General features: G+C 39.1%; 19 protein-coding genes and 1 other annotated feature. Of the genes, 6 read left to right on the plus strand and 13 right to left on the minus strand.

Features of this window, described 5'->3' with window-relative positions; translation table 11 throughout:
- Nucleotides 1-100: 100 nt before the first annotated feature.
- Both ACZ5AE_RS23735 and ACZ5AE_RS23740 read left to right on the plus strand, forming a co-directional pair.
- Entirely contained in the window at nt 101-244 is a 144-nt protein-coding gene (locus ACZ5AE_RS23735) for a hypothetical protein (RefSeq protein ID WP_464566960.1), read from the plus strand.
- A gap of 75 nt (nt 245-319) precedes the next feature.
- On the plus strand, nt 320-2,860 hold the full coding sequence (locus ACZ5AE_RS23740; protein WP_464566961.1) for a bifunctional diguanylate cyclase/phosphodiesterase: 2,541 nt from the start codon (nt 320-322) through the stop codon (nt 2,858-2,860).
- Between the two features lie 28 nt (nt 2,861-2,888).
- Here ACZ5AE_RS23740 and thrB read toward each other — a convergent pair whose 3' ends face one another.
- Genes thrB through ACZ5AE_RS23755 form a run of 3 tightly spaced genes read right to left on the minus strand, consistent with a single transcriptional unit; the run spans nt 2,889 to nt 6,152 of the window.
- Nucleotides 2,889-3,803 carry a homoserine kinase gene (gene thrB / locus ACZ5AE_RS23745; RefSeq protein WP_464566962.1) on the minus strand — a complete coding sequence of 305 codons (915 nt, stop codon included), beginning with the start codon at nt 3,801-3,803 and terminating at the stop codon, nt 2,889-2,891.
- Nucleotides 3,790-4,860: a threonine synthase gene (gene thrC, locus ACZ5AE_RS23750; protein ID WP_464566963.1), complete on the minus strand. Its 1,071-nt coding sequence runs from the start codon at nt 4,858-4,860 to the stop codon at nt 3,790-3,792. The genes thrB and thrC overlap by 14 nt, the downstream gene beginning before the upstream one ends.
- The gene (locus ACZ5AE_RS23755; protein WP_464566964.1) at nt 4,857-6,152 is read right to left on the minus strand and encodes a homoserine dehydrogenase; all 1,296 of its coding nucleotides are present in this window, start codon (nt 6,150-6,152) and stop codon (nt 4,857-4,859) included. The genes thrC and ACZ5AE_RS23755 overlap by 4 nt, the downstream gene beginning before the upstream one ends.
- 291 nt (nt 6,153-6,443) lie before the next feature.
- Nucleotides 6,444-6,654 (plus strand) — a binding site (T-box leader).
- A 100-nt stretch (nt 6,655-6,754) separates the two neighbouring features.
- Here ACZ5AE_RS23755 and serA point away from each other — a divergent pair.
- Nucleotides 6,755-8,398, plus strand: a complete 1,644-nt coding sequence (serA, locus tag ACZ5AE_RS23760; RefSeq protein ID WP_464566965.1) for a phosphoglycerate dehydrogenase — start codon at nt 6,755-6,757, stop codon at nt 8,396-8,398.
- Between the two features lie 273 nt (nt 8,399-8,671).
- On the opposite strand, the gene ACZ5AE_RS23765 is transcribed toward serA, so the two are convergent.
- From ACZ5AE_RS23765 to ACZ5AE_RS23775, 3 genes are all read right to left on the minus strand, one after another.
- Complete coding sequence (locus ACZ5AE_RS23765; protein ID WP_464573723.1) at nt 8,672-9,793, minus strand: HAD family hydrolase; 1,122 nt, start codon at nt 9,791-9,793, stop codon at nt 8,672-8,674.
- 156 nt (nt 9,794-9,949) lie between these two features.
- Nucleotides 9,950-11,368, minus strand: coding sequence for an NAD-dependent succinate-semialdehyde dehydrogenase (locus ACZ5AE_RS23770; protein WP_464573724.1), 1,419 nt, complete (start codon nt 11,366-11,368; stop codon nt 9,950-9,952).
- A 202-nt stretch (nt 11,369-11,570) separates the two neighbouring features.
- Nucleotides 11,571-12,167, minus strand: a complete 597-nt coding sequence (locus ACZ5AE_RS23775; protein WP_464566966.1) for a cell wall hydrolase — start codon at nt 12,165-12,167, stop codon at nt 11,571-11,573.
- Between the two features lie 231 nt (nt 12,168-12,398).
- Between ACZ5AE_RS23775 and ACZ5AE_RS23780 the strand changes: the two genes are divergently transcribed.
- Nucleotides 12,399-12,680: a glutaredoxin family protein gene (locus tag ACZ5AE_RS23780; protein ID WP_464566967.1), complete on the plus strand. Its 282-nt coding sequence runs from the start codon at nt 12,399-12,401 to the stop codon at nt 12,678-12,680.
- An 86-nt stretch (nt 12,681-12,766) separates the two neighbouring features.
- A complete protein-coding gene (locus tag ACZ5AE_RS23785; RefSeq protein ID WP_464566968.1) occupies nt 12,767-13,657 on the plus strand; it encodes a DUF2935 domain-containing protein in 891 nt (296 codons plus the stop codon).
- 8 nt (nt 13,658-13,665) lie between these two features.
- Here the strand turns inward: ACZ5AE_RS23785 and ACZ5AE_RS23790 are convergent, their stop codons facing one another.
- Nucleotides 13,666-14,088 (minus strand): disulfide oxidoreductase, encoded by a 423-nt coding sequence (locus ACZ5AE_RS23790; protein WP_464566969.1) that lies wholly within the window; start codon nt 14,086-14,088, stop codon nt 13,666-13,668.
- 1 nt (nt 14,089) lies between these two features.
- On the minus strand, nt 14,090-14,788 hold the full coding sequence (locus tag ACZ5AE_RS23795) for a DsbA family protein (protein WP_464566970.1): 699 nt from the start codon (nt 14,786-14,788) through the stop codon (nt 14,090-14,092).
- Between the two features lie 211 nt (nt 14,789-14,999).
- Between ACZ5AE_RS23795 and ACZ5AE_RS23800 the strand changes: the two genes are divergently transcribed.
- On the plus strand, nt 15,000-16,058 hold the full coding sequence (locus ACZ5AE_RS23800) for a lactonase family protein (RefSeq protein ID WP_464566971.1): 1,059 nt from the start codon (nt 15,000-15,002) through the stop codon (nt 16,056-16,058).
- A 122-nt stretch (nt 16,059-16,180) separates the two neighbouring features.
- On the opposite strand, the gene ACZ5AE_RS23805 is transcribed toward ACZ5AE_RS23800, so the two are convergent.
- From ACZ5AE_RS23805 to ACZ5AE_RS23825, 5 genes are read right to left on the minus strand one after another with little or no spacing between them, the layout of a single operon-like run.
- Entirely contained in the window at nt 16,181-17,512 is a 1,332-nt protein-coding gene (locus ACZ5AE_RS23805; RefSeq protein ID WP_464566972.1) for an O-antigen ligase family protein, read from the minus strand.
- 60 nt (nt 17,513-17,572) lie between these two features.
- Nucleotides 17,573-17,941 carry a holo-ACP synthase gene (acpS, locus tag ACZ5AE_RS23810; protein ID WP_464566973.1) on the minus strand — a complete coding sequence of 123 codons (369 nt, stop codon included), beginning with the start codon at nt 17,939-17,941 and terminating at the stop codon, nt 17,573-17,575.
- A 38-nt stretch (nt 17,942-17,979) separates the two neighbouring features.
- Nucleotides 17,980-19,044 carry a 3-oxoacyl-ACP synthase III family protein gene (locus tag ACZ5AE_RS23815; protein WP_464566974.1) on the minus strand — a complete coding sequence of 355 codons (1,065 nt, stop codon included), beginning with the start codon at nt 19,042-19,044 and terminating at the stop codon, nt 17,980-17,982.
- Nucleotides 19,041-19,274 carry a hypothetical protein gene (locus tag ACZ5AE_RS23820; RefSeq protein WP_464566975.1) on the minus strand — a complete coding sequence of 78 codons (234 nt, stop codon included), beginning with the start codon at nt 19,272-19,274 and terminating at the stop codon, nt 19,041-19,043. Before ACZ5AE_RS23820 ends, ACZ5AE_RS23815 begins: the two co-directional genes overlap by 4 nt.
- Nucleotides 19,267-20,793, minus strand: coding sequence for an amino acid adenylation domain-containing protein (locus ACZ5AE_RS23825; protein ID WP_464566976.1), 1,527 nt, complete (start codon nt 20,791-20,793; stop codon nt 19,267-19,269). The genes ACZ5AE_RS23820 and ACZ5AE_RS23825 overlap by 8 nt, the downstream gene beginning before the upstream one ends.
- Nucleotides 20,794-20,976: the final 183 nt, after the last annotated feature.

The raw sequence follows: 20,976 nt of genomic DNA on the forward strand, positions 1-20,976 counted from the left end.
GAATATTTCTGGACGAGTTAACTAAAATAATTTTTTATTTCATAAATCTTACATTGCGGGAAGATACTATATTATCTATATTTATAGAGGAGGATTAGTAATGCCTGATACATGCTTTTATTGCACAAATGAATTTGAAGAAAAACATCTTCATCAAGTTTCTTTTGTCTCAGCCACTCAAGAAAGGCATGAAACGCTATGTGATGAATGCTATGAAGAATGGCTCCATGGAATAAAGGGTTAATCTGTCCCCTAATCTACAACGGCATACACACCCTTACTCAATGGGAGTGTATGCTACTCATTGGAGTGTTAAAGCTTGTCTATAAAGAAAAAACTTCCGCTATTATTTTGTCTGCTTGTTTTTATTATTTTAGTTACGAATAATGCCTTTCATTATATTCGGTCAAAAAATCAGCTTATTAGTAATAACAATAGAGAGATTTCCATGATTACAAAGGAAATTTCCTATCATGTTAGAAATACAACTAAGGGTTCCTTATATGTTGAGAATATTCTTGGCAGGGATTTACGGATTGCCTCCCTTGCCATCAAGGAGCAGCTGCCGCCCCGCTGGGAGGATGTTTCAAACGAGCAGTTACAAAAAATAGCCAAGGATGTCGGAGTCTCACATATTACCTTATTGGCAAAAACAGAGGATGACATTATTGGCGTGAAATCATCCGATCCGCAAGAAATAAACATGTCCACCAAGGGATGGGGCTATTGGTATGATGCCTATCAGCAGCTTATTGCTTTAAAGCCTGTTACGGTCGGTAAAGGGCTAACGCTGCCAAATTATTGGTCGGGGCCGATCGAAGTTGCCTCCTCGAATCCGGATCACATTGACAAATGGGGCTATTATTATGATGGGTCAACGAATTATATCATCAACCCTTATTTCCGGGACAGCGAAGCAATAGAATACGAGGACCTTTTTGGTCCCAAAAAATTTATTAAAGATTATACAATGCAAAAAGGCGTTTTAGAGATAACGGTATTTAATCCGAAGAATTTCGGAAAAAAGAAAGAATTCGTCTTTTTAAACGGAAACAGTTATATGCGTATTTCTGCCCAACCTTGGTGGTATGGTGACTATAAAAATTACAAAAACTATAAGAAAGATACTACTTTAATCAAGAAAGCGATGAAAACGGGGAAAACACAATCCTATAAAGCTCAATTAAATGGAAAAAGCGTAATGAAAACCTTTGTGCCCGGTTCAGCCAATGGAACGGCATTTGTGACAGGCCTTGTCTATGATTATGGCCTTATTGAAAATGAACTGGCGCATGAACTGAAGGTTCATATCCTGCTTTCCATCTTCATTATGATTATCGTGTTAATTATTAGTTTTATTTTTTCAAACTCTATTACTAGGCCAATTGGTTACATTGTGGATCGGGTCAATGAAATCGCCAAAGGTAATTTTGGCAAAAACCTTCATTTGAAACGCAAAGATGAATTAGGCATGCTGGCGGAAAACGTCAATGCATTGTCAATTGACCTTCACAACTATGTAACGGACCTTCAGCAGAGCAGGGAATTTATCGAATACCAAGCAAACCATGACCCGTTGACAGGACTGCTTAACAGAAGATATTTTCAAGAACAACTGCCTTCGATTGTAAAAAGGGCAAATCAAAATGGAGAAACCTTATCGGTTATTTTCATGGATATGGACCGTTTTAAGGAAGTTAATGATTCCTTTGGGCATTCCAAAGGGGACGAAATCCTCAAAATGACTGCCAGGCGCATAAAAGATAGCCTGCCCAATAATGAAAATCATTTCATCATCAGACAGGGCGGCGATGAATTTATTATTTTATTGATCAATCATAGTTTACAAGATACAAAGAGTGCTGCAGAGAGCATTATATCCAACCTAAAAGCCCCTTATTTTCTCGATGAAACAGAAATTTATATGGGAGCCAGCTGCGGTGTCAGCATCTACCCAGAACACACGAAAAATATCGAAAGCCTCATCATCTTTGCAGATACGGCCATGTATACGGCGAAGAAAATGGGTGGAAACAAAGTGGTTGTTTTTTCAGAACAGTTAAGAAAGGCGAATATTAAAAGACCACAACTTGAAGCACGCCTAAGAAAGGCTATTGAAAAAGAATTGTTAGAAGTCTATTATCAGCCAAAAATGAATGTAAAGGACGGTACGATCGTTGGGGTTGAAGCATTACTAAGATGGACGGATGCTGAACTGGGCTTTGTATCGCCGGAAGTCTTTATCCCGATTGCCGAAGAAACAGAATTAATTCAGCCAATCTGGGAATTTGTGATGAAAACAGCCTGCCGTCAGGTAAGCGTATGGAACAGGAACCGTCCTGTTCCGTTAACAGTAGGTGTAAATTTCTCTGCCCGGCAGTTCCAGGAACCGCGCAAAATGGTAAAGATGGTCGAAGAAATTCTTGCCAAAAGTGAATTACGTCCTAACTGTTTTGAAATTGAGATTACAGAGAGCATTCTCTTAAATAATTCACGAGAAATCGTACAATCACTTCGAACACTTAAAGATATGGGAATCTCCATTTCTATTGATGATTTTGGGACAGGTTATTCGTCCTTAAGCTATTTAAAAGATTTACCGATTGATTGCTTAAAAATCGATAAATCATTTATTCAGAATATCGAAGCGGATTATGAGAACTCCGAGATACCTGAAGCAATTATTAATCTGGGGCGAAGCCTAAAGCTTAAAGTGATTGCAGAAGGAGTCGAAAAGGATTATCAGAAGGAATTTTTACTATCTAGAGATTGTTGTTTAATGCAGGGCTATTTATTTAGTAGACCATTAAATAATAGTGATTTTGAGGAATATTTGAGAAGGCAAAAAGAGGCTGAATGATTCAGCCTCTTTTTGCTTTTGTTTTAAATTACTTCCGTTTCGCGGTTTCACAGACTCTGCTGCCGAAGGAATCAATTTGCAGGAGCTTAACGGTCATTTCCGGGAAGGCCTTTTGGATATCAGTAACCAGCTGTCCGCCATTTCCTTTTTCTGCGAAGCAAAGAACAGTTGGGCCAGCGCCGCTTAATGCTGTTCCAAATGCACCATTCTCTTTGGCAAATTGTTCAACGTCTTGATAAAAAGGAATCAGCGGTCTCCGATAAGGCTGATGAAACCGATCACGTTCCATCATTTTTCCGGCCATTTCCCAATTTTCACTTAACAGGGATGCCACCAATACGTTCGCTGCCGAAGAAGCCTCAATCGCTTCTTTCATCGAAAAGCTGTTTGGCAGTACCCCGCGTGAATCCTTGGTTAATAGGATTTCTTTCGGAATAACCGCAGCCATCTCAAATGATAGATTAGTAAAGCTTAGCATCTCCACTTCGTTTTGCCGATAACTTCCAATGACAAGCCCCCCATAAAGGGATGCCCCGACATTGTCCGGATGGCCCTCTATATCAGTTGACAATAGAAGCTTTTCTTCCTTTGTCAGGTTTAAGCCACCCACGATATCAGCAAGTTCAATCCCGGCAATAATAGCAGAAGCGCTTGAACCGAGACCGCGTGCCAAGGGAATCTCACTTTCCATTTTTACACGGCAGGGAGTTAGCTCTTTTCCATATTTCTTAGCTACCTCAAGGGCAATTTGTGCGATAAAATGGGTTTCATCAGTTGGAAGCTGTTTTAATTCAGGGTTAGGAGAAAAGAATTCCCAATGGTCACTTTTCTCCACCTCTAAAGTTAAATAAAGATCTACCGCCAATCCCATAGAATCAAATCCTGGACCAAGATTGGCTGTACTTGCCGGAACCTTGATCATCCATTGATTATTCAGCGGCATGCCCGACAACCCCTCGAATATGCGCTGACACTGCCTTTTCATCATTTGGCAATACAACAGGTTTCACCAAGCTGCTCTGAATAGCTGTGTCCGGATCCTTCAAGCCATTTCCTGTAAGAACAGCGACAATTTTGGTACCTTTGGCGATTTTCCCGTTTTGTAATGATTTATAAACACCAGCGATGGAAGCGCAGGATGCCGGCTCTGCAAAAACACCTTCAGTGGAAGCTAATTTTTTATAAGCCGCGACGATTTCATCATCGGTAACCTCATCAAACTGGCCGTTCGATTCTTTTACTGCATTAACCGCCAAATCCCAGCTAGCCGGGTTGCCAATCCGAATCGCTGTTGCGATTGTTTCCGGGTTTTCAAATACACGGTTATGTACAAGAGCGGCGGCCCCCGCAGCTTCAAAACCGAACATTCTTGGCAGACCAGTTTCTTTTTTGCTGTTATATTCTTTAAAGCCTTTCCAATAAGCGCTGATGTTACCAGCGTTTCCAACAGGGATCGCTAAAATTTCAGGTGCTGAACCAAGCTGGTCACAAACCTCAAATGCAGCTGTTTTTTGCCCTTCCAGACGGAACGGGTTAACTGAGTTAACCAATGTTATTGGCTCTACTTCGCTTATATCTCGCACCATTTTAAGAGCTTGGTCAAAATTCCCCTCAATGGAGATGATTTCTGCCCCATACATCATCGCCTGTGCAAGTTTGCCCATGGCAATTTTTCCTTCCGGAATTACTACGATACAGTTGATCCCCGCCCGGGCTGCATAGGCTGCAGCAGCAGCGGAAGTGTTTCCGGTGGAAGCGCAGATGACAGTTTTGCTGCCTTCCTCAACGGCTTTGGCAACAGCCATGACCATTCCTCTGTCCTTAAAGGAACCGGTTGGATTGGCTCCTTCTACTTTTACATAAAGCTCTACTCCCCATTCCTTGGATAGATTCTGCAAGTGAATTAGAGGGGTATTTCCTTCATTTAGCGTTAGCTTTGGTGTCTCATTATTTACTGGTAAAAATTCTTTATATGCTTCAATTAATCCTGGCCATCTCATATTGTTTTCCTCACTACTCTATATGCACTTTTTATTTCTTTTACAGCTTGCAGGTCATTTAACTCCTGCAGAATTCCATCGTAGCTTGTTAAAGAAGCTTTGTGGGTTACTAGGACAATTTCTGATGTTTCATGTTTCTTTATTGGCAGCTGGAGAATTTTTTCAAAGCTGACCCCATACTTGGCAAAAATCGTTGTAATATCGGCAAAAACGCCAACTTCATCCCGGACGTGGATACGCAGGAAATACTTCGAATATTTTTCGTTATCATCCTTTAATTGCTTTGGATATTGCGGGGTCACAGCACTTTTCCCATTCACACCAAGCCGTAAATTTTTCACCACACCGACAAGATCGGAAACAATGGAGGTTGCGGTTGGCAGACTGCCTGCTCCAGGCCCGTAAAACATCGTTTCACCTACAGCTTCACCGTATACATAAACAGCGTTGTATTCATTTTGAACGGAAGCAAGCGGATGATTGTCAGACAAGAAGGTAGGTGCGACACTGACTTCAACCTTTTCTCCTTCGCGGTGGGCATAGCCAATCAGCTTCATCGTATAGCCGAGCTGTTTCCCATAGCGGATATCATCTTCCGTTACGTCCGAAATGCCCTTCACCTTTACATCCTCTAAATCAATATGCATGGAAAAGCCCAATGTAGCAAGGATGGTCATTTTACGGGCTGCGTCCAATCCTTCGACGTCAGATGTCGGGTCAGTCTCAGCAAAACCGAGCGCCTGCGCCTCTTTCAGCACCTCATTATAGGAGCGGCCTTCGTTGCTCATTTTCGTTAAAATATAGTTGGTCGTTCCATTGACAATCCCCATCATTTGCGTAACACGATCAGAAGCAAGACCATCCACCAGACTTCTGAGAATCGGGATCCCGCCAGCCACGCTAGCCTCATAAAACAAATCACAGCCATACTCCGATGCCACCGTTAACAATTCGGAGCCATGGAGCGCCATTAAATCCTTATTAGCAGTCACAACATGCTTGCCTTGACGGAGGGCTGTTATCAAATAGTCTTTTGTGTCGTCAATGCCGCCCATAACCTCGATGACAACATCGATTTCTTCATCCAATAAGATGTCATCAGCATTATTCGTTAATATTCCTGCTTCTATTTCAACAGGTCTAGTTTTACTTAAATTTTGAACCAGAATTTTTTTAATCGTTACTGGGCAGCCCACCTGGTGCATTAGTTTATCTTGATGATTTTTAATAATTTGGACAACACCTGAGCCAACGGTACCCAACCCCAGTAATCCAATCGAAATTGCTTTCACCCATTTCCCCTCCGTTCCTATGTCCTTCTGGTGTGAACAATTGTATTTCTATTGTAGACATTATAAGGGTCTGTTCATTTTTTTACAATAGATATATTTCTGACTTTTCCCTATTGTAATCGCTTACCATTGCATTATAGCAAGGTTCTTCATTTTGAGTAAAAATTTTCAGAGAAAACTGGCAAATTTTTTTGAACTTCCCCCCTTTACAAGCCCGAAAGCGGGATGTAGAATAATGGCTATATTCAATTAAATTTTGAAATTTCACTCAATTAGGTGTATTCTATTAATGAAAAAGTGATGATGAAGACGGCAATAGGGGATAGCTTCAGAGAGCCGGTGGATGCTGTGAACCGGTGCTAATTTCTATAATGCCCAGCACTTCTGAACTGGCTGCTGAAATTGTTAGTAGGTTAGCCCGGGTATAACCCGTTATTTGCTTTGAGGCCGCACCGGTGTTGCGGTAAAAGAGGGTGGCACCACGTTTATTTACGTCCCTCATAACACGACCACTGTGTCTGTTATGAGGGACGTTTTTTATTTTTATATGAATACCGTAAGTTATTAAAATTTTTATAAAAAACATACTGGAGGTTTTAAAAATGTACAAAGTGCTTGTAACCGACGGAATCAGCCAGACAGGTTTAAAATGCTTAGTCGACCATGCCAATTTCATTGTGGAAAGACAGCCAACACTGCCGACAGAAGAATTAAAAAAGATTATCGGTAATTATGACGCCCTTATTGTTAGAAGCCAAACAAAGGTAACAGGAGAGCTTCTTGAGGCTGCGGGCCGCCTGCGTGTCATTGCTAGAGCAGGTGTCGGCGTAGATAATATTGATGTCAACGTTGCTACCAAAAAAGGGATCATCGTCATAAACGCACCAGGTGCCAACACGATTGCTGCAACTGAGCACACTTTGGCGATGATGCTGGCGATGGCAAGAAAAATCCCGCAGGCCCACCAAAAGACCGCCGGCGGTGAATGGGACCGCAACTCCTTTAAAGGAGTAGAATTGTACAAAAAGACCCTTGGTGTAGTCGGTATGGGCAAGATCGGTACTGAAGTTGCCAAACGTGCAAAAGGCTTCGGCATGAATATTTTAGGCTTTGATCCATATTTAACGGAAGATCGTGCGAAAAAGCTTGGCATTACTAAGGCTAGCCTTGATTTAATTGCAGCGGAAGCAGATTTTATTACGATTCATACTCCGCTTACCAATGATACGAGGGGCATCATTAATGATGAATTTTTAAGCAAAACGAAAAAAGGCGTTCGTTTCGTAAACTGTGCCCGCGGCGGTATCATTGACGAAAAAGCATTAGTCCGGGCCATTCAGTCTGGCCATGTTGCTGGTGCTGCCCTTGACGTATTTGAAAAAGAACCGGTTGCTGACCCAGAGCTATTGCAAAATCCGAATATTGTCGTTACTCCGCATCTTGGCGCTTCCACCGTTGAAGCACAGGAAAAGGTAGCTGAGGAAGTCAGCGCGGAAATCGTTGAGATTTTTGAAAAACAATCCATCCAAAATGCGGTAAATATGCCGCAAATGTCAGGCGAAACGCAAGCCAAGCTTCAGCCGTATTTAGTACTTGGCGACCAAGTGGGCCAGCTTGTCATACAATTATTGAAAAACTCTGCACCTACAAAAATAGAAATCAATTATTTTGGTGATCTAATCGATGAGGATACAGAATTATTGACACGGACAATGCTTAGAGGTGTTTTATCCTACCATTTAAGTGATTCTGTCAATCTCATCAACGTGCTTCATTTATTGAAGGAGCAAGGTGTTTCCTACAATGTGCAGAAAAACGCTACAAATAAAGGCTTTGCCAACTATTTGGAGCTTTCAGTTTCGCAAGGTGATGAAACTGCTCGGATTGGGGCCACTGTGTTGAACGGCTACGGTGCCCGGATTGTAAAGATTAATCAATACCGGATTGACGTGAAGCCTGAGAAATATTTATTATATATTAAACACCAGGACGTGCCTGGTATGATTGGAAAGGTAGGATCTTTACTTGGAGACTATCAAATCAACATCGGTACGATGCAGGTTGGCCGTACAGAAGTTGGCGGAGAGGCCATCATGGTGTTGACGCTTGATAAGACGCTCGGCAATGAAATCATCCGTGAACTAGTCCAAATTCCGGGTTTAGACGAAGCACAATTTTTGGAGTTATCGAATGTAGATACGTTTGAGGCAGGCCGCGTTGAGCCGCAGGCTGTGGAGAGTGTGTGATTTTTAGGTGTTTTATTTAGGGCTGCTCCATTTTTGTAGGAGCAGCCTTGTTTTTGGGGTCAGAGTGATTGGAACTTTTTGATTCGCCGATAGAACGGTTGAATTCGCCGATTGCGGGCTGAGATTCGCCGATTGGAACCAAAAATCCGCCGATAGAAATTTTTTAGGCCCTCGGTTTATATTTATAGATTCGCTAATAAAACGTTAAAATTCGCTAATAAATGACTTTGAATCGCTAATAGACTTAAAAATTACGCTAATAGCAGGCTCTTTTTAAAGAATTTCTCTTAAATCAAGTACAGAATCGAGAATATAGTCCGCTTTATGCTTTTCAAACTCACTTCTTGCGTCTTTTCCTGAGAGCCCGGTTAAAACTGCGGCGAACTGACAGCCAATTTTCCTTGCAGCGAGAAGATCAGCCAATGAATCCCCTACAATCAGGACCGAAGCTCCATCTTTGATTGGCAGCGGCGCATTCAAACACTCCTGAACGGTCAGACCTTTGCGATGCAGACCCAATATATAGGTATATGGATGCGGCTTTGATAAAGATTTCCCATCTGGAAGTTCTTTTTCAGCCTTGGCGACATCATCTGCAGTGACAATCCGGCTCACATCAAAATGCTTTAACCAATCCAAGTGCTGAAACGGCTGAATCGTTTCCAATTCAGGGCGGCCTGTTCCGATACCAATCTCAATCTCTGAAGAACTTAAAAATTTAAATAGCTCTTCTATCTCCTCTTTGGGGGCTAGAGTTGTTTCATTTACCAAAAAGCCTTTCTTGCCCGTCTGCACAGATGGTTTGCCGGTTGAGGCAATAACATTATCATCCCCCACATACCATTCCTGAGACACATGCTCACAAACCGACCAAAGCTCCCCTTTCTGAAAACTAGAGGTATCCACCCCCAGCTTCTCATAAACAAGTACATTTAAATAATCAAGCAGTTCTTGCTTAGTTGCCTCTGACCTCTCAAACTCCCTCACAAACAAGCCGAAATCCAGTTTAACCGAATAATTATTCAACACCCCGCCAATCTCTAATAAGGTCTCTCGATTTATGGGTTCCTGACACCATTTTCTAATATTTTCATTTTCATATTCTTTGATTTGCGATAAAAGGTGAATCAGTTGGTGAGCAAAAGTTAGATAGATCATGTCCCAATTGGCGTTAAGACCGCGTGATTTTTGGAATTTTAGGATTTTATCATTTTCAAATACAAGATTTCGAATTTCTTCTATTTCTTTATCGCTATAGTCTGTTTTAAATTTTTCAGGAGATAAAGCCAAGTAATTACTGCTTATCAACAGCTCCCAGACGGTTAGCGCCGAAGCATCAAAGTAACGTTCTTCGCTTAATAGAACCCCGTCAACGTCGAATAAAATCGTTTTCATCAATTTCCTATAACCCCATTTCCCTGTCTGCTTTTATACGTTATCGTACCACAGTAAACGAAATGAATAAAAGTAAAAAGATACATGGTCCAGTTTTAGCAAAAAAAACAACAAGCCGTGCCACCCGTTGTTCAGGTACACGGCTTGTTTTTTATTTTAGTCCAAACCAATGGAAATATATTTCACCTCTAAAAACTCTTCAATTCCGAAATGACCGCCTTCACGGCCAATACCGCTTTCTTTATATCCGCCGAACGGTGCTTGTGCGATGGAAGGAAGCGCATCGTTGAGACCGACAATACCATATTCTAGCTGCTCTGTGATTCTAAACGAACGGCTCAAATTCTCAGTATAGACATAAGCAGCCAAACCATAGTTAGAATTATTGGCCCGTTCAATCACTTCTTCTTCCGTTTTAAAGGTCGCAATCGGTGCAATAGGGCCAAAGATTTCATCCTTCATGCATTCCATGTCATCTTGCACATCCGTTAAAATTGTAGGGGCATAGAAAAAGCCATTCTCTTCTGCCGGCTTTAGCCCTGAATAAACGACCCTGCCTCCCTTTTCAATTGCATCTTGTAAAAGTTCTTCCACCTTACTGCGGGCTGCTTGGTCGATTAATGGACCAATATCAACACCGTCTTCAAGTCCGTTTCCTACTTTAAGCTTTTCCAATTCCGCTTGGAATAGTTTCGTAAATTCCTCTGCGACACCCTCTTGTACATAGACTCGGTTCGTACAAATACAGGTTTGTCCGGCATTGCGGAATTTTGATTGGACAAGGCCAGCCGCTGCCTTTGCTAAATTAGCATCGTCCATGACGATAAACGGTGCATTACCGCCTAACTCAAGTGATACTTTTTTCACCGTTTCGGCAGCGCCCCTCATTAATGTTTTACCAACCTCTGTCGAACCGGTAAAAGTGATTTTTGTAACACGAGAGTCTTTCAACCAAACATCCCCAATTTCCGACGATCGGCCTGTTATTACATTCAAAACACCTTCAGGGATTCCAGCCTCATGGGCTAATTCAGCTATCTTTAACGCGGTTAAAGGCGTCTGATTAGCCGGTTTAACTACGGCCGTACAACCGGCAGCAAGAGCAGGACCCACTTTTCTAGTAATCATCGCAGCCGGGAAGTTCCAAGGAGTAATCGCCGCAATAACACCGACAGGCTCCTTGCGCACAAGAATGCGCTTGTTTGGATGAGAAGCCGGTATCGTTTCCCCATAAACCCGCTTGCCTTCCTCCGCAAACCAAGAAATGAAACTATTGGCGTACTGGACTTCACCCACTGCCTCTTTTAAAGGCTTCCCTTGCTCCATTGTCATGATTTTAGCAATTTCAAGTTTATTCTCATCAATCAACTGGTACCATTTCATGAGAAGCTGATATCGTTCTTCAGCTGTTTTTTTCGACCAGGTTTTAAATGCCTTATGGGCTGCATCAACAGCCTGTTCCGCTTCAAAAGCACCTCCAGTTGGTACTGCTCCTATAACTTCTTTGGTCGCCGGGTTTACGACTTCCGTTATAGCTTCATAATCATGACCCACCCATTTACCATCAAGATACATTGGGTATATTTGATATTTCTGTCCTAAAGTATCCATTGCATTCTCCCCTTCCCTTCTATACTGCTTTTATTATATCAACTCAACCAAGCACACGGCTATTAGAAGCATCTATATATAAGAAATTAAGGAACAAAAAAGCAGTAATTCCAAATGTTGGAATTACTGCTCTTTAATAAAAATTAATTTTTTACAAATACTAAAATTATCTTGCAAATACATGGTTGCCGATTCTTACAGTCACAGCACGTGACTTAATCCAAGAGCTCTGGGCGGTATTAGGATTATAGAAAAATAGAGAACCATTTCCTTTACCCATTAATGCAATTGCTTCGTTTACGGCTCTTTTTGATTCAGCATCAGCGGCCTGATTGATTTGACCGTTTTCTACAGGAGTAAACGCATAATGTCCATTTGAAATTTGATAAATAACTTCCCTTACGCTGTTTGGGAATTGATCACTTTTTACTCGGTTCAGGACGACAACTGCAACCGCGACCTTCCCTGCAAATGGCTCACCAACAGCCTCAGCACGGACTAAACGGGCCATTAACTCTTTGTCTGCAGAAGTAACTGGAGAGTTTGGGAGAGTAATATTTTTTCCTGCGATCAGCGGTTTGCTATTATTCGCAGCCATTAAGCTATTAACAGGAACACCGAATCCTTTTGCTATATTCCAGTATGTTTCACCATATTGTACAGTGTGAGTAGTTGTGGCTGCTTCTGTTTGTCCATTTAAAGTAAAAGCTGACATTGATAACATTAATCCGGCTGCAATTACTAGTTTTTTAAGTTTATTCATTTGATAACCTCCTAGATTCGTAGCTCGTTTTCTCTACATCCTAGGCTATCAGTTGTAACACACTTATTCATTCACCAAAATGTGGAAGGATTACCTAACACCTAACATTTCAGCTTTCATTAGCCCCTTGGAATTAACATCCAACTTTTTTAACCGACTAGTTGTTTGTAATTTTGGGATATTATGGTTGTTTTTTTACATAATGTTTCAAGCTTGTAATATTGTAAATGATTGATTATCTTTAATAACAAGATTGAATATGGAGGTTTTTCAGGTGTCCCTCATGAAGTAATTGTATACAGCAGCAATGGCTGCTCTTACTGCAATCAGGTAAAAACATTTTTAAAGGAAAAGGGAATTGAATTCGAAGAGCGGAATGCTTCTGCCAATAAGGAGTACTTGGATCAGTTAAAGGAAAAGAAAATTTTTGCGACCCCCGCTACCTTTATTGATGGAAAACTGATATTGGGTTTTCAGGAGAAGAAATTAAACAAGCTTCTTGGATTAGCGTAAGAATTCTTAAACTGGACCAAGCTGCCTAACATAAACCCTAAAACTCAAAATATAATGTACTATGCGTGTTTTAAGGAGGGCGGCTAATGGTCTATCAGGGACTGAGCGAACAGGAATTTAACAAAATGTTAATTGCCCCGGAAAACTTTGCATCACCACCCGAATCTCTTACGGAGCAAATGTTTATTGAACGTTCTTTAACCGAAAATAAATTTTGGCTGAGGATTATGAAGGAGCATTCTTATTTTTTAGGGGAAGGCTTCAATAGAAAAGACAAGCAGCTTATTCAGCAAACAGATCGATTCTATCAATACTTTGCTGAGCAAGAAAAAAGGGCTCATCAAACTCCTTATAATGTAACAGCAGTACGGAAATTAAATGAAGATACTATTCAGCTAGTATTAGGATTGCGAAACTTTAAGCGGAATCTGCTAATCTTAATCATCAACTGTAAAGTCATGGGGTTTAACTTCCCGCTTCTTGTAGACCATATCGCCCGTGAAGCTGAATACTTTATGAGGACTTTAAAAAAATTAAATGATGGTATATTAGACCCTATTCAAGATGCGATAATCAAAGAAAATGTCTTTTGGCTAAAAATTATGATGGAGCATTCCCGCTTCATTGCCTCCCTTCTCGATCAATCTGAACGGAACCTGGTGATTGCCGCCAGAAAATTTGGGGATGATTTTGAGGTCCTCCTAAATCAGGCACGAGATGTTGAATCAATGTTGTATAAGAAAAGCCCTACGTATCCTATTATTGGCAAACTTAATAAAGACAGTGAAACAGCCACTCAGGAACTGCGTGCTTTCAAGCAAGCCGGCCTAGATTTTATTAAAACCTGCCAAATTAGAAATGTCATTGATCCGCTATTAGCCGATCATGTCGTTAGAGAGGCAGACCATTTCCTGCAAATCGTGCATGTTTTAGAAGAACGATTGAAAGTAAAACAACAAGAGCAGCAAAGGTTATAAAGAAGAGACTATCCGCGGATAGTCTCTTCTTTTTGGCTGTGCGCCACGATCACCAGACTTATCGTTATGATTGTAAAGGCAACGAACGCTAAGATGGGGATGGTGATAAACCCGAGCCAATTAATATAGTCCTTTGAGCATGGTACGCCGCTCGTACACATTTCAAACCTTTGTAAGAAAGGAAGCCTTTGAAGCAGCGTATGGTAGCCGGATATCAGCATACCGATGATTGATAATGGCAGTACATATTTATATATGTCAAGATCGTTACGATATACAGCAATCCCTAACATTATTGCCAACGGGTACATCAATATCCTCTGATACCAGCAAAGTGTACAAGGGATAAAATGCATCACTTCACTAAAATACAAACTCCCTAAAGTGGCGACAAGCGCGGCAATCCAGGAAAGAAGCAGGGATTTATTCATATTACTTCCCCTTCGCGGCGTTTTCGACCATCTCTTTTAAGTCGTCGATGGATTGACCTTCGAACTTTTTACCATTCACAAATAAGGCGGGTGTTCCTTGAACATTTAATTTTTTCACATAATCCATATCCTTTTGCCAAGCATCCTTAGATTTGTCGGCTTGGAAGTGCTTAACCACCTTATCCACTTCTTTGTCACTGGCCACTTCCTTTAGTGTATCAGTCAAGAACTCTTCCGTATAAAGATCGATTTTTTCATATTTCTGATCTTCAGGCTGCTTTTTATAAAGAAGATCATGGAACTTCCAGAATGTATCGTTTCCAAGTTCAGCATAAACAGATTCCGCAAATTTTGCCGAACGCTCAGAATCGACGTTAATAAAGGAATCATTAAAGAAGTATAATTTAGCCTTTCCCGTATCGATCAGTTCCTTTTCAATAAACGGAACAGCGGATGCAGAAAACTCCTTACAATACGGACATTTATAATCCCCAAATTCAATGATAGATACTGGGGCAGATTCCTTACCTAAGAACGGCTGATGGCTGTAGTCAATCTCATTCGATTTCACGGTTTCTTTATCTTTGGAGTGGTTGCCTAAAAAAATAAGTGCCAAAATCCCAAAAGCAATTAAGCCTACCACCCAAAAAATAAACTTTGATGATGAATTTTTCGTGTTTGTTTTTTTATTATTTGCCATGATCAGACTCCTTCGAAAAAACTATTTTATATATGATGAATTTATTTTCCCAGATAGTTTTAATATTACTTATCTATTGGAATAAAGCAAATAATTGGTTCCGAAATATATGTATTGAAGGCGAATTGCAGTTATTAAAGTTGTTATTTTTTATAACTTTAAACTAAAATTGATAAAATAAGACAGATTACTCATATAAAGGAGCACAGCAATGACGAATCACAGTAGGTACACCGGTTATATTGGAACATACACAAAGGGAGATAGCAAAGGAGTCTACTCGTTCACCTTAAATACCGAGGAAGGAAAGATTGAAAATGTGAAAGTGGCAGCGGAGCTGGAAAACCCTACATACTTAACGATTAGCAACGACAATCGTTTTCTTTACTCAGTGGGGAAAGAGGGGGAAGTTGGTGGTGTGGCCGCCTTTTCAATCAACGAAAATGGCAGCCTAAGTGTCATTAACCGTCAAATGAGCGCCGGTTCACCGCCTTGCCATGTTAGTGTGGACAGCCAGACTAAATATGTCTTCAGCGCCAACTACCATAAAGGAACCGTCGAGTCACATCTTATTAACCAAGAAGACGGTTCCGTGCAGCCTGTTGTATCCAGTATCAAACATGAAGGGCGCGGGCCGGACCCAAGGCAGGAAAAAGCCCATACCCACTATGCAGGCCTCACCCCTGATGAAAAATATTTAGCGGTTGTCGAACTGGGAATTGACGCCCTTATCGCCTATCAAGTGGAGGAAGACGGAACACTCACAAAAGTGAAGTTAGTGCCATTAAAAGCAGGCAGCGGACCACGTCATTTGGTCTTTCATCCAAACGGGAAAATCGCCTATCTGATGACAGAATTCAGTTCTGAGGTAATTGTATTGACCTATCATCCAGAAAATGGCCATTTTACTGAAAAACAATATATTTCTACTCTTCCCGAGGATTTTAATGAGAATAACCAGGGAAGTGCAATCCATATTTCTTCCGATGGCAGGTTCGTGTATGCAGGAAATCGCGGGCATAACAGCATTGCTGTTTTTAGTGTTAATGGGGAAACAGGTGAATTAACGTTTATTGAGCATGCGTCTACTGAGGGGGACTGGCCGAGGGATTTTTCGTTGGATCCATCTGAAAAATTCATTGTTGCCTCGAATCAGGAAACCGGCAATCTTGTTCTATATGCAAGGGATTCTGAGTCAGGAAAGCTTACATTGTTAAAATCAGATATCGAGGTTCCATATCCGGTATGTGTAAAGTTTTTGCATGTATAAAAGTTCGGAGCTGGAAATAAGCAGTGTTTCATTTGACTTCATCATTAAGATGGTAAAACTCTAACCAAAGGTGGTTAGAGTTTCTTTATTATTGCCAGGATAAGCCCGCTTAATAGGGATTCCTAACCCGCACCCCTAATAGGATTTTCTTCTACGCACTGTAATCGATTCTTATTCACGAAAAACCCTAATAACAGCCAAAAATAAGGTGCCACAGAAACGACGCTTATATTAAAACATGCCTGTACTAAATATCCAACAATTGCCGCCAATATGCCAATAGAAATCAACTGCTGGTGAATATCCAATTGTCTGACTTGTTTAATCCCTGTTAAAACGATAATGGATAAGATTAGTAAATATAATATTAACGCTGGCACTCCCATTGTTAAGGCTATTTGTAAATAATCATTGTTTACATCATGAACTTCATTCCCTTTCCCTAAATAATCTTTTATTATATTTGAATCCTGTGAATAAAAAACCTGTTCAAATGTATTCGGACCAGATCCAAGCCAAAAGTGTTCAGATATAAGGGGCAGAGAAATTTGCCAAATATCCCAACGGGAAGCACCAGCAGAACCGGCATCATTATTCGTGATGATTTTATGAACATCATTTGTAATTGTTAAAGCACGAGAAAAATACCCCTGTTGTGAAACTAGATCAGAGATAGTAAAAATTAAACATGCTGAAATTAATATAAAGGCTAATTTCTTCCTAAGCCCCTTCCAATTGCAGAAGACCCAAACTAAAATAATTGTTAAACTGATACCTATTCCTAGCCAAGCGCTCCTTGTCTGTGACTCAATTAAAGAAAGGAAGTGAAAACATAAAATGATAAAATAAAAAACGCGCCATTTCCTCTCTTGCGATAAAAAATAGTTTGTTATAGTCAAAGGAATGACCAATACCAAATAGGAACCAAAATAATTCGGGTTATCAAAAAAGGAATAAGTCCTTTGACCAAATTGTAACTTATAAACTGAATCTTGAGGCAAAATGCCGAGATGATAATATTGAATAACACTATAAAAAGAAGCAAAGACTGAACCTATGATAATAACTTTGCTAAGCCTTCCTAAATACACTGCATTTATTCGTGAAGCCAAACTGAATAATACTATATAGGAAAGCATGACAAGAAATCCTTGATGCTCCGTCCCCTCCCCAACCAAAGATGGTTTAATAGACTGAAAAGTAGAGAATAAGAGCAAGCATAAGAAAACAACTAAAAGTATTTCTAATTTTTCTAATTTCCAAATCAACTTTTTTTTACCCAATAAAAATCTTAAAAGGTAAATAACACATATCAGAAGAATCCATCCAATGAAATAGTAGGCTTTTACATCCGCATAATAATATGTTTTTCCCCAGGGATAAATGAGATATACATATATACCAAGAAAGAAATAAAATAAAGAATAGTACGCTTTTTCAATAAAGTAGGCCATCACAATTACCTCAAAATTATACTATTACAAAAAAAAGAATACTTACTTCTTTTGACACCCTTATGTGAGTACGACAAATGCAATAGCCGTTGTCATATTATGTGATATAGATATGTGGTATTCATGTATGTCTAACTTATTCGCATACTCAAACGACCCGTTATGCAGCACAAGGTAGGGTTTTCCATTGTCCATATTTAAAATTTCAATTTCATTTGCCTTAATTAGTTCGTTAAATCCTGTTCCAAGTGCTTTTGCTGCAGCTTCTTTTGCAGCAAATTTACCTGCTAAAGTTTCAATTTTTCTTTTTGCCCCAAAGTTATTGGCAAAATCCAACTCTTTCTTGGTAAATATATTTAACATCTGGTTCCCGTAATTTAGGAGTTTTGAAACTCGCTCTATTTCGATCATATCAACACCAATGTACATAGATTGTTTTCCCCAATTCCAAAGCATCAAATTAAATTTTAATATTCAATTATTTCGCAAAATCCTAAATTCCCCACTTCAATTAGCATTGAACTCCACGTTAAACCTGAACCAAATCCTGCTAAACATAGCTTATATGATTCTTCTTGCATTTTTTTCCCCAAGTTAAATGTAATATTTGTTGGAATGGATGCACTGCTTGAATTTCCAAAGTTAGCTACAATATTATTCGGCATTTTCTCATAAGGGATTTCCATACTATCCGCCAACTTCTCAAGAATAAACTTATTTGGTTGATGGAACATAAAATAATCAACCTCTTCCTTGCTTGCTTTACTTAATTCCAATAAATCATAAATCATTGGAGGGACTTCTGTTTGAACAAAATTAAATACACTCGTACCATCCATTGTAAAATCTTCCTTACTTCTTAGGTTCCCATCACCTGTTTCTTCAAGTTTACTAGTCTCTGGTGTAGAAGGTATCCTTAATCCTCCTGCCGGTATTATCAAAGCGTCTCCTTTACTTCCGTCCATTTTTATGTTGCAGTTTATAGGATTGCTGTTATCTCCTTTTTCAACAACAGTTACTGAAGCAGCATCCCCTATAATTGGATAACTATTACGGTCCTTTGAAGACGTCTTTCTGCTTAATACATCTGCATTTAATAAGACAACTTTGTTAATTGAGTCTTGTTCTAAAAGCATGAAAGCCTGAATTAATCCCAATAAAAATCCGGCACATCCTTGATTAATGTCCATACAAATCATGTCATGTTTTAAGCCAAGTCTCCCTTGAATGATGTTACTAGTAGGAGGCATAAAATGATCAGGAGTTTGTGTGATTAGAATTAAAGCGTCTATTTCATCCTTATTCAAAAATTCGGATTCTATTAAATATTCTAAACCATAAACACATAAATCTGACACACATGTCTCTTTATCAACAATTCTATGTTTATTATATCCCATTATTTTTTTTAGCCTTAAGGACTTTTCAATGGGAAAGTTATAGTTTGCAGCTTCATCTTCAAACTTTATTTCATTTTTTGGAACCACTGTCAGTATGCCTGTTATTTTTTTATTTAGGAAAGTAAAGTTCATGCAATCCCACCACATTTCAATATAAGTTTATTTATAGCTTCAATATCGTTAAAATTTTCAGGAATAATATCTGTTCCGTTTATGGAAATATTGAAAGATTCCTCCAGCATGGTAACAAGAATAATGATATCAAACGAATCTAGAAACCCGTTTTGAATAAAATTATTGGAGTTCCGAAAGTCAAATTCAGGCCTTATTTCATCTAAAAAACTCAATACTTTATTATCCATTAACTAACTCCTTTAACCTTAATCGATCAATTTTCCCATTTGGATTTATTGGTAGTTTATCTAACCAGATAATTGTATTTGGGATCATATATTTTGGTAATAAAGTTATCAATTGTTTTTTTATATTAGAAACGTTCAATTCATCTTTTGACTCGTATATTAAAACAATTTCCTTTTTGTCCTGATTATATTGAACACAGGCATTATATATTGAATCGATGCTTAAGACAGCAGTTTCTATTTCCCCAAGCTCAATTCTATATCCCATATGTTTAATTTGAGTGTCTTTTCTACCAACATACATGATTTCCCCATTTTCATTAATAAATACTAAATCACCAGTTTTATATATTTTTTCTTCGTAATGCTGATTTAAAGGATTTTGTACAAAGCTTGCGTTAGTTTTTACTGGATCATTCCAATACCCTAGTGCTAAGGAACTCCCCTTTACACATAACTCACCAATTTCATTGGTTCCGACCCTCTTATTATCCTTGTTCAGGATAATTATATTGCTGTTACGACATGGAATTCCTATTGGCAATGGTTCATTATCATCAAAATCCTTATCCACAATGTAATATGTACAGTCAACTGTAATTTCAGTTGGTCCATACAGATTAACATACAGTGCATTAGGTAACTTTCGTCTCCAATAATTAAGCTGCTTATTAGGCATTACTTCACCAGCAAATAATATTTTGGTTAAACTGCAATTAGGTAAATGATTCAATATATCCAAATTGGCTATATTGATTAATATTGATGGTACCCAAAATATGAAGTTAATATTTAATTCATTAACATATTCCATTAGTTTTATAGGAAAGGCAAAATACTGTTCAGGAATTATTACTAATGTAGCACCAGTGGCCATTGAAAGATAAATATCCAAAGTTGAATTATCAAAGTGAAAAGGTGCCTGATTACCGATGATAGTTTCAGCATCTACATAAAACGTTGATTTAGCCCACTCAATATAATCTATGACACCTTTATGAGAGATTAATACTCCTTTAGGGACTCCTGTTGAACCAGATGTATAGATTGTGTAAATGGGATCTGTATCAATTAGGTGATTTAATATTTGATTCGAAAAACTCTGATCAAAATCGTCCGGTCCCTGTTCAACATCGTCAACTTGTATTATTATCTGTTCAGGTACACCATAGGAAAGTAAAATACTTTTATATTGTTTATTTGTAATGATTAGCGATGGATTCAGATTTGATAATAATGCATGTAATCTTGCTTTCGGTGACTTGATATCGATTGGTACATAAAAGTTTCCACTGTATAGGGCAGCAATAAAAGAAACAATACTGTCCAACCCTTTTGGTAAAAAAACCGCAACAGGATTATTAATTTTATTTACTCTTTTATTTATTACATAACCTAACCATTTCGATTTTAATTGTAACTCGCAAAATGTGATACTCTTGTCTCCATCAATGATTGCCGCCTTATTAGGATATTGGGTTGCTGTATCACTTAGATACTCTAATACATTAATTCTCAAAGAAATCCACTCCTCAAACTATGCACTTATTTATGTTGTAAATCCTGCTGAAGAGCACTTAAAGTTAACTTATTCCTGTTTCCTAACCAAAGTTTAGTTGATGTTGTGTAGTTGCTGGCTTCCAGACCTTAAAACAAAAAGGGGACTATCATACTTTACGTTTCTAGTTAGGTATCCTCCCCT

It is taken from the genome of Neobacillus sp. S1227, from assembly GCF_055385255.1.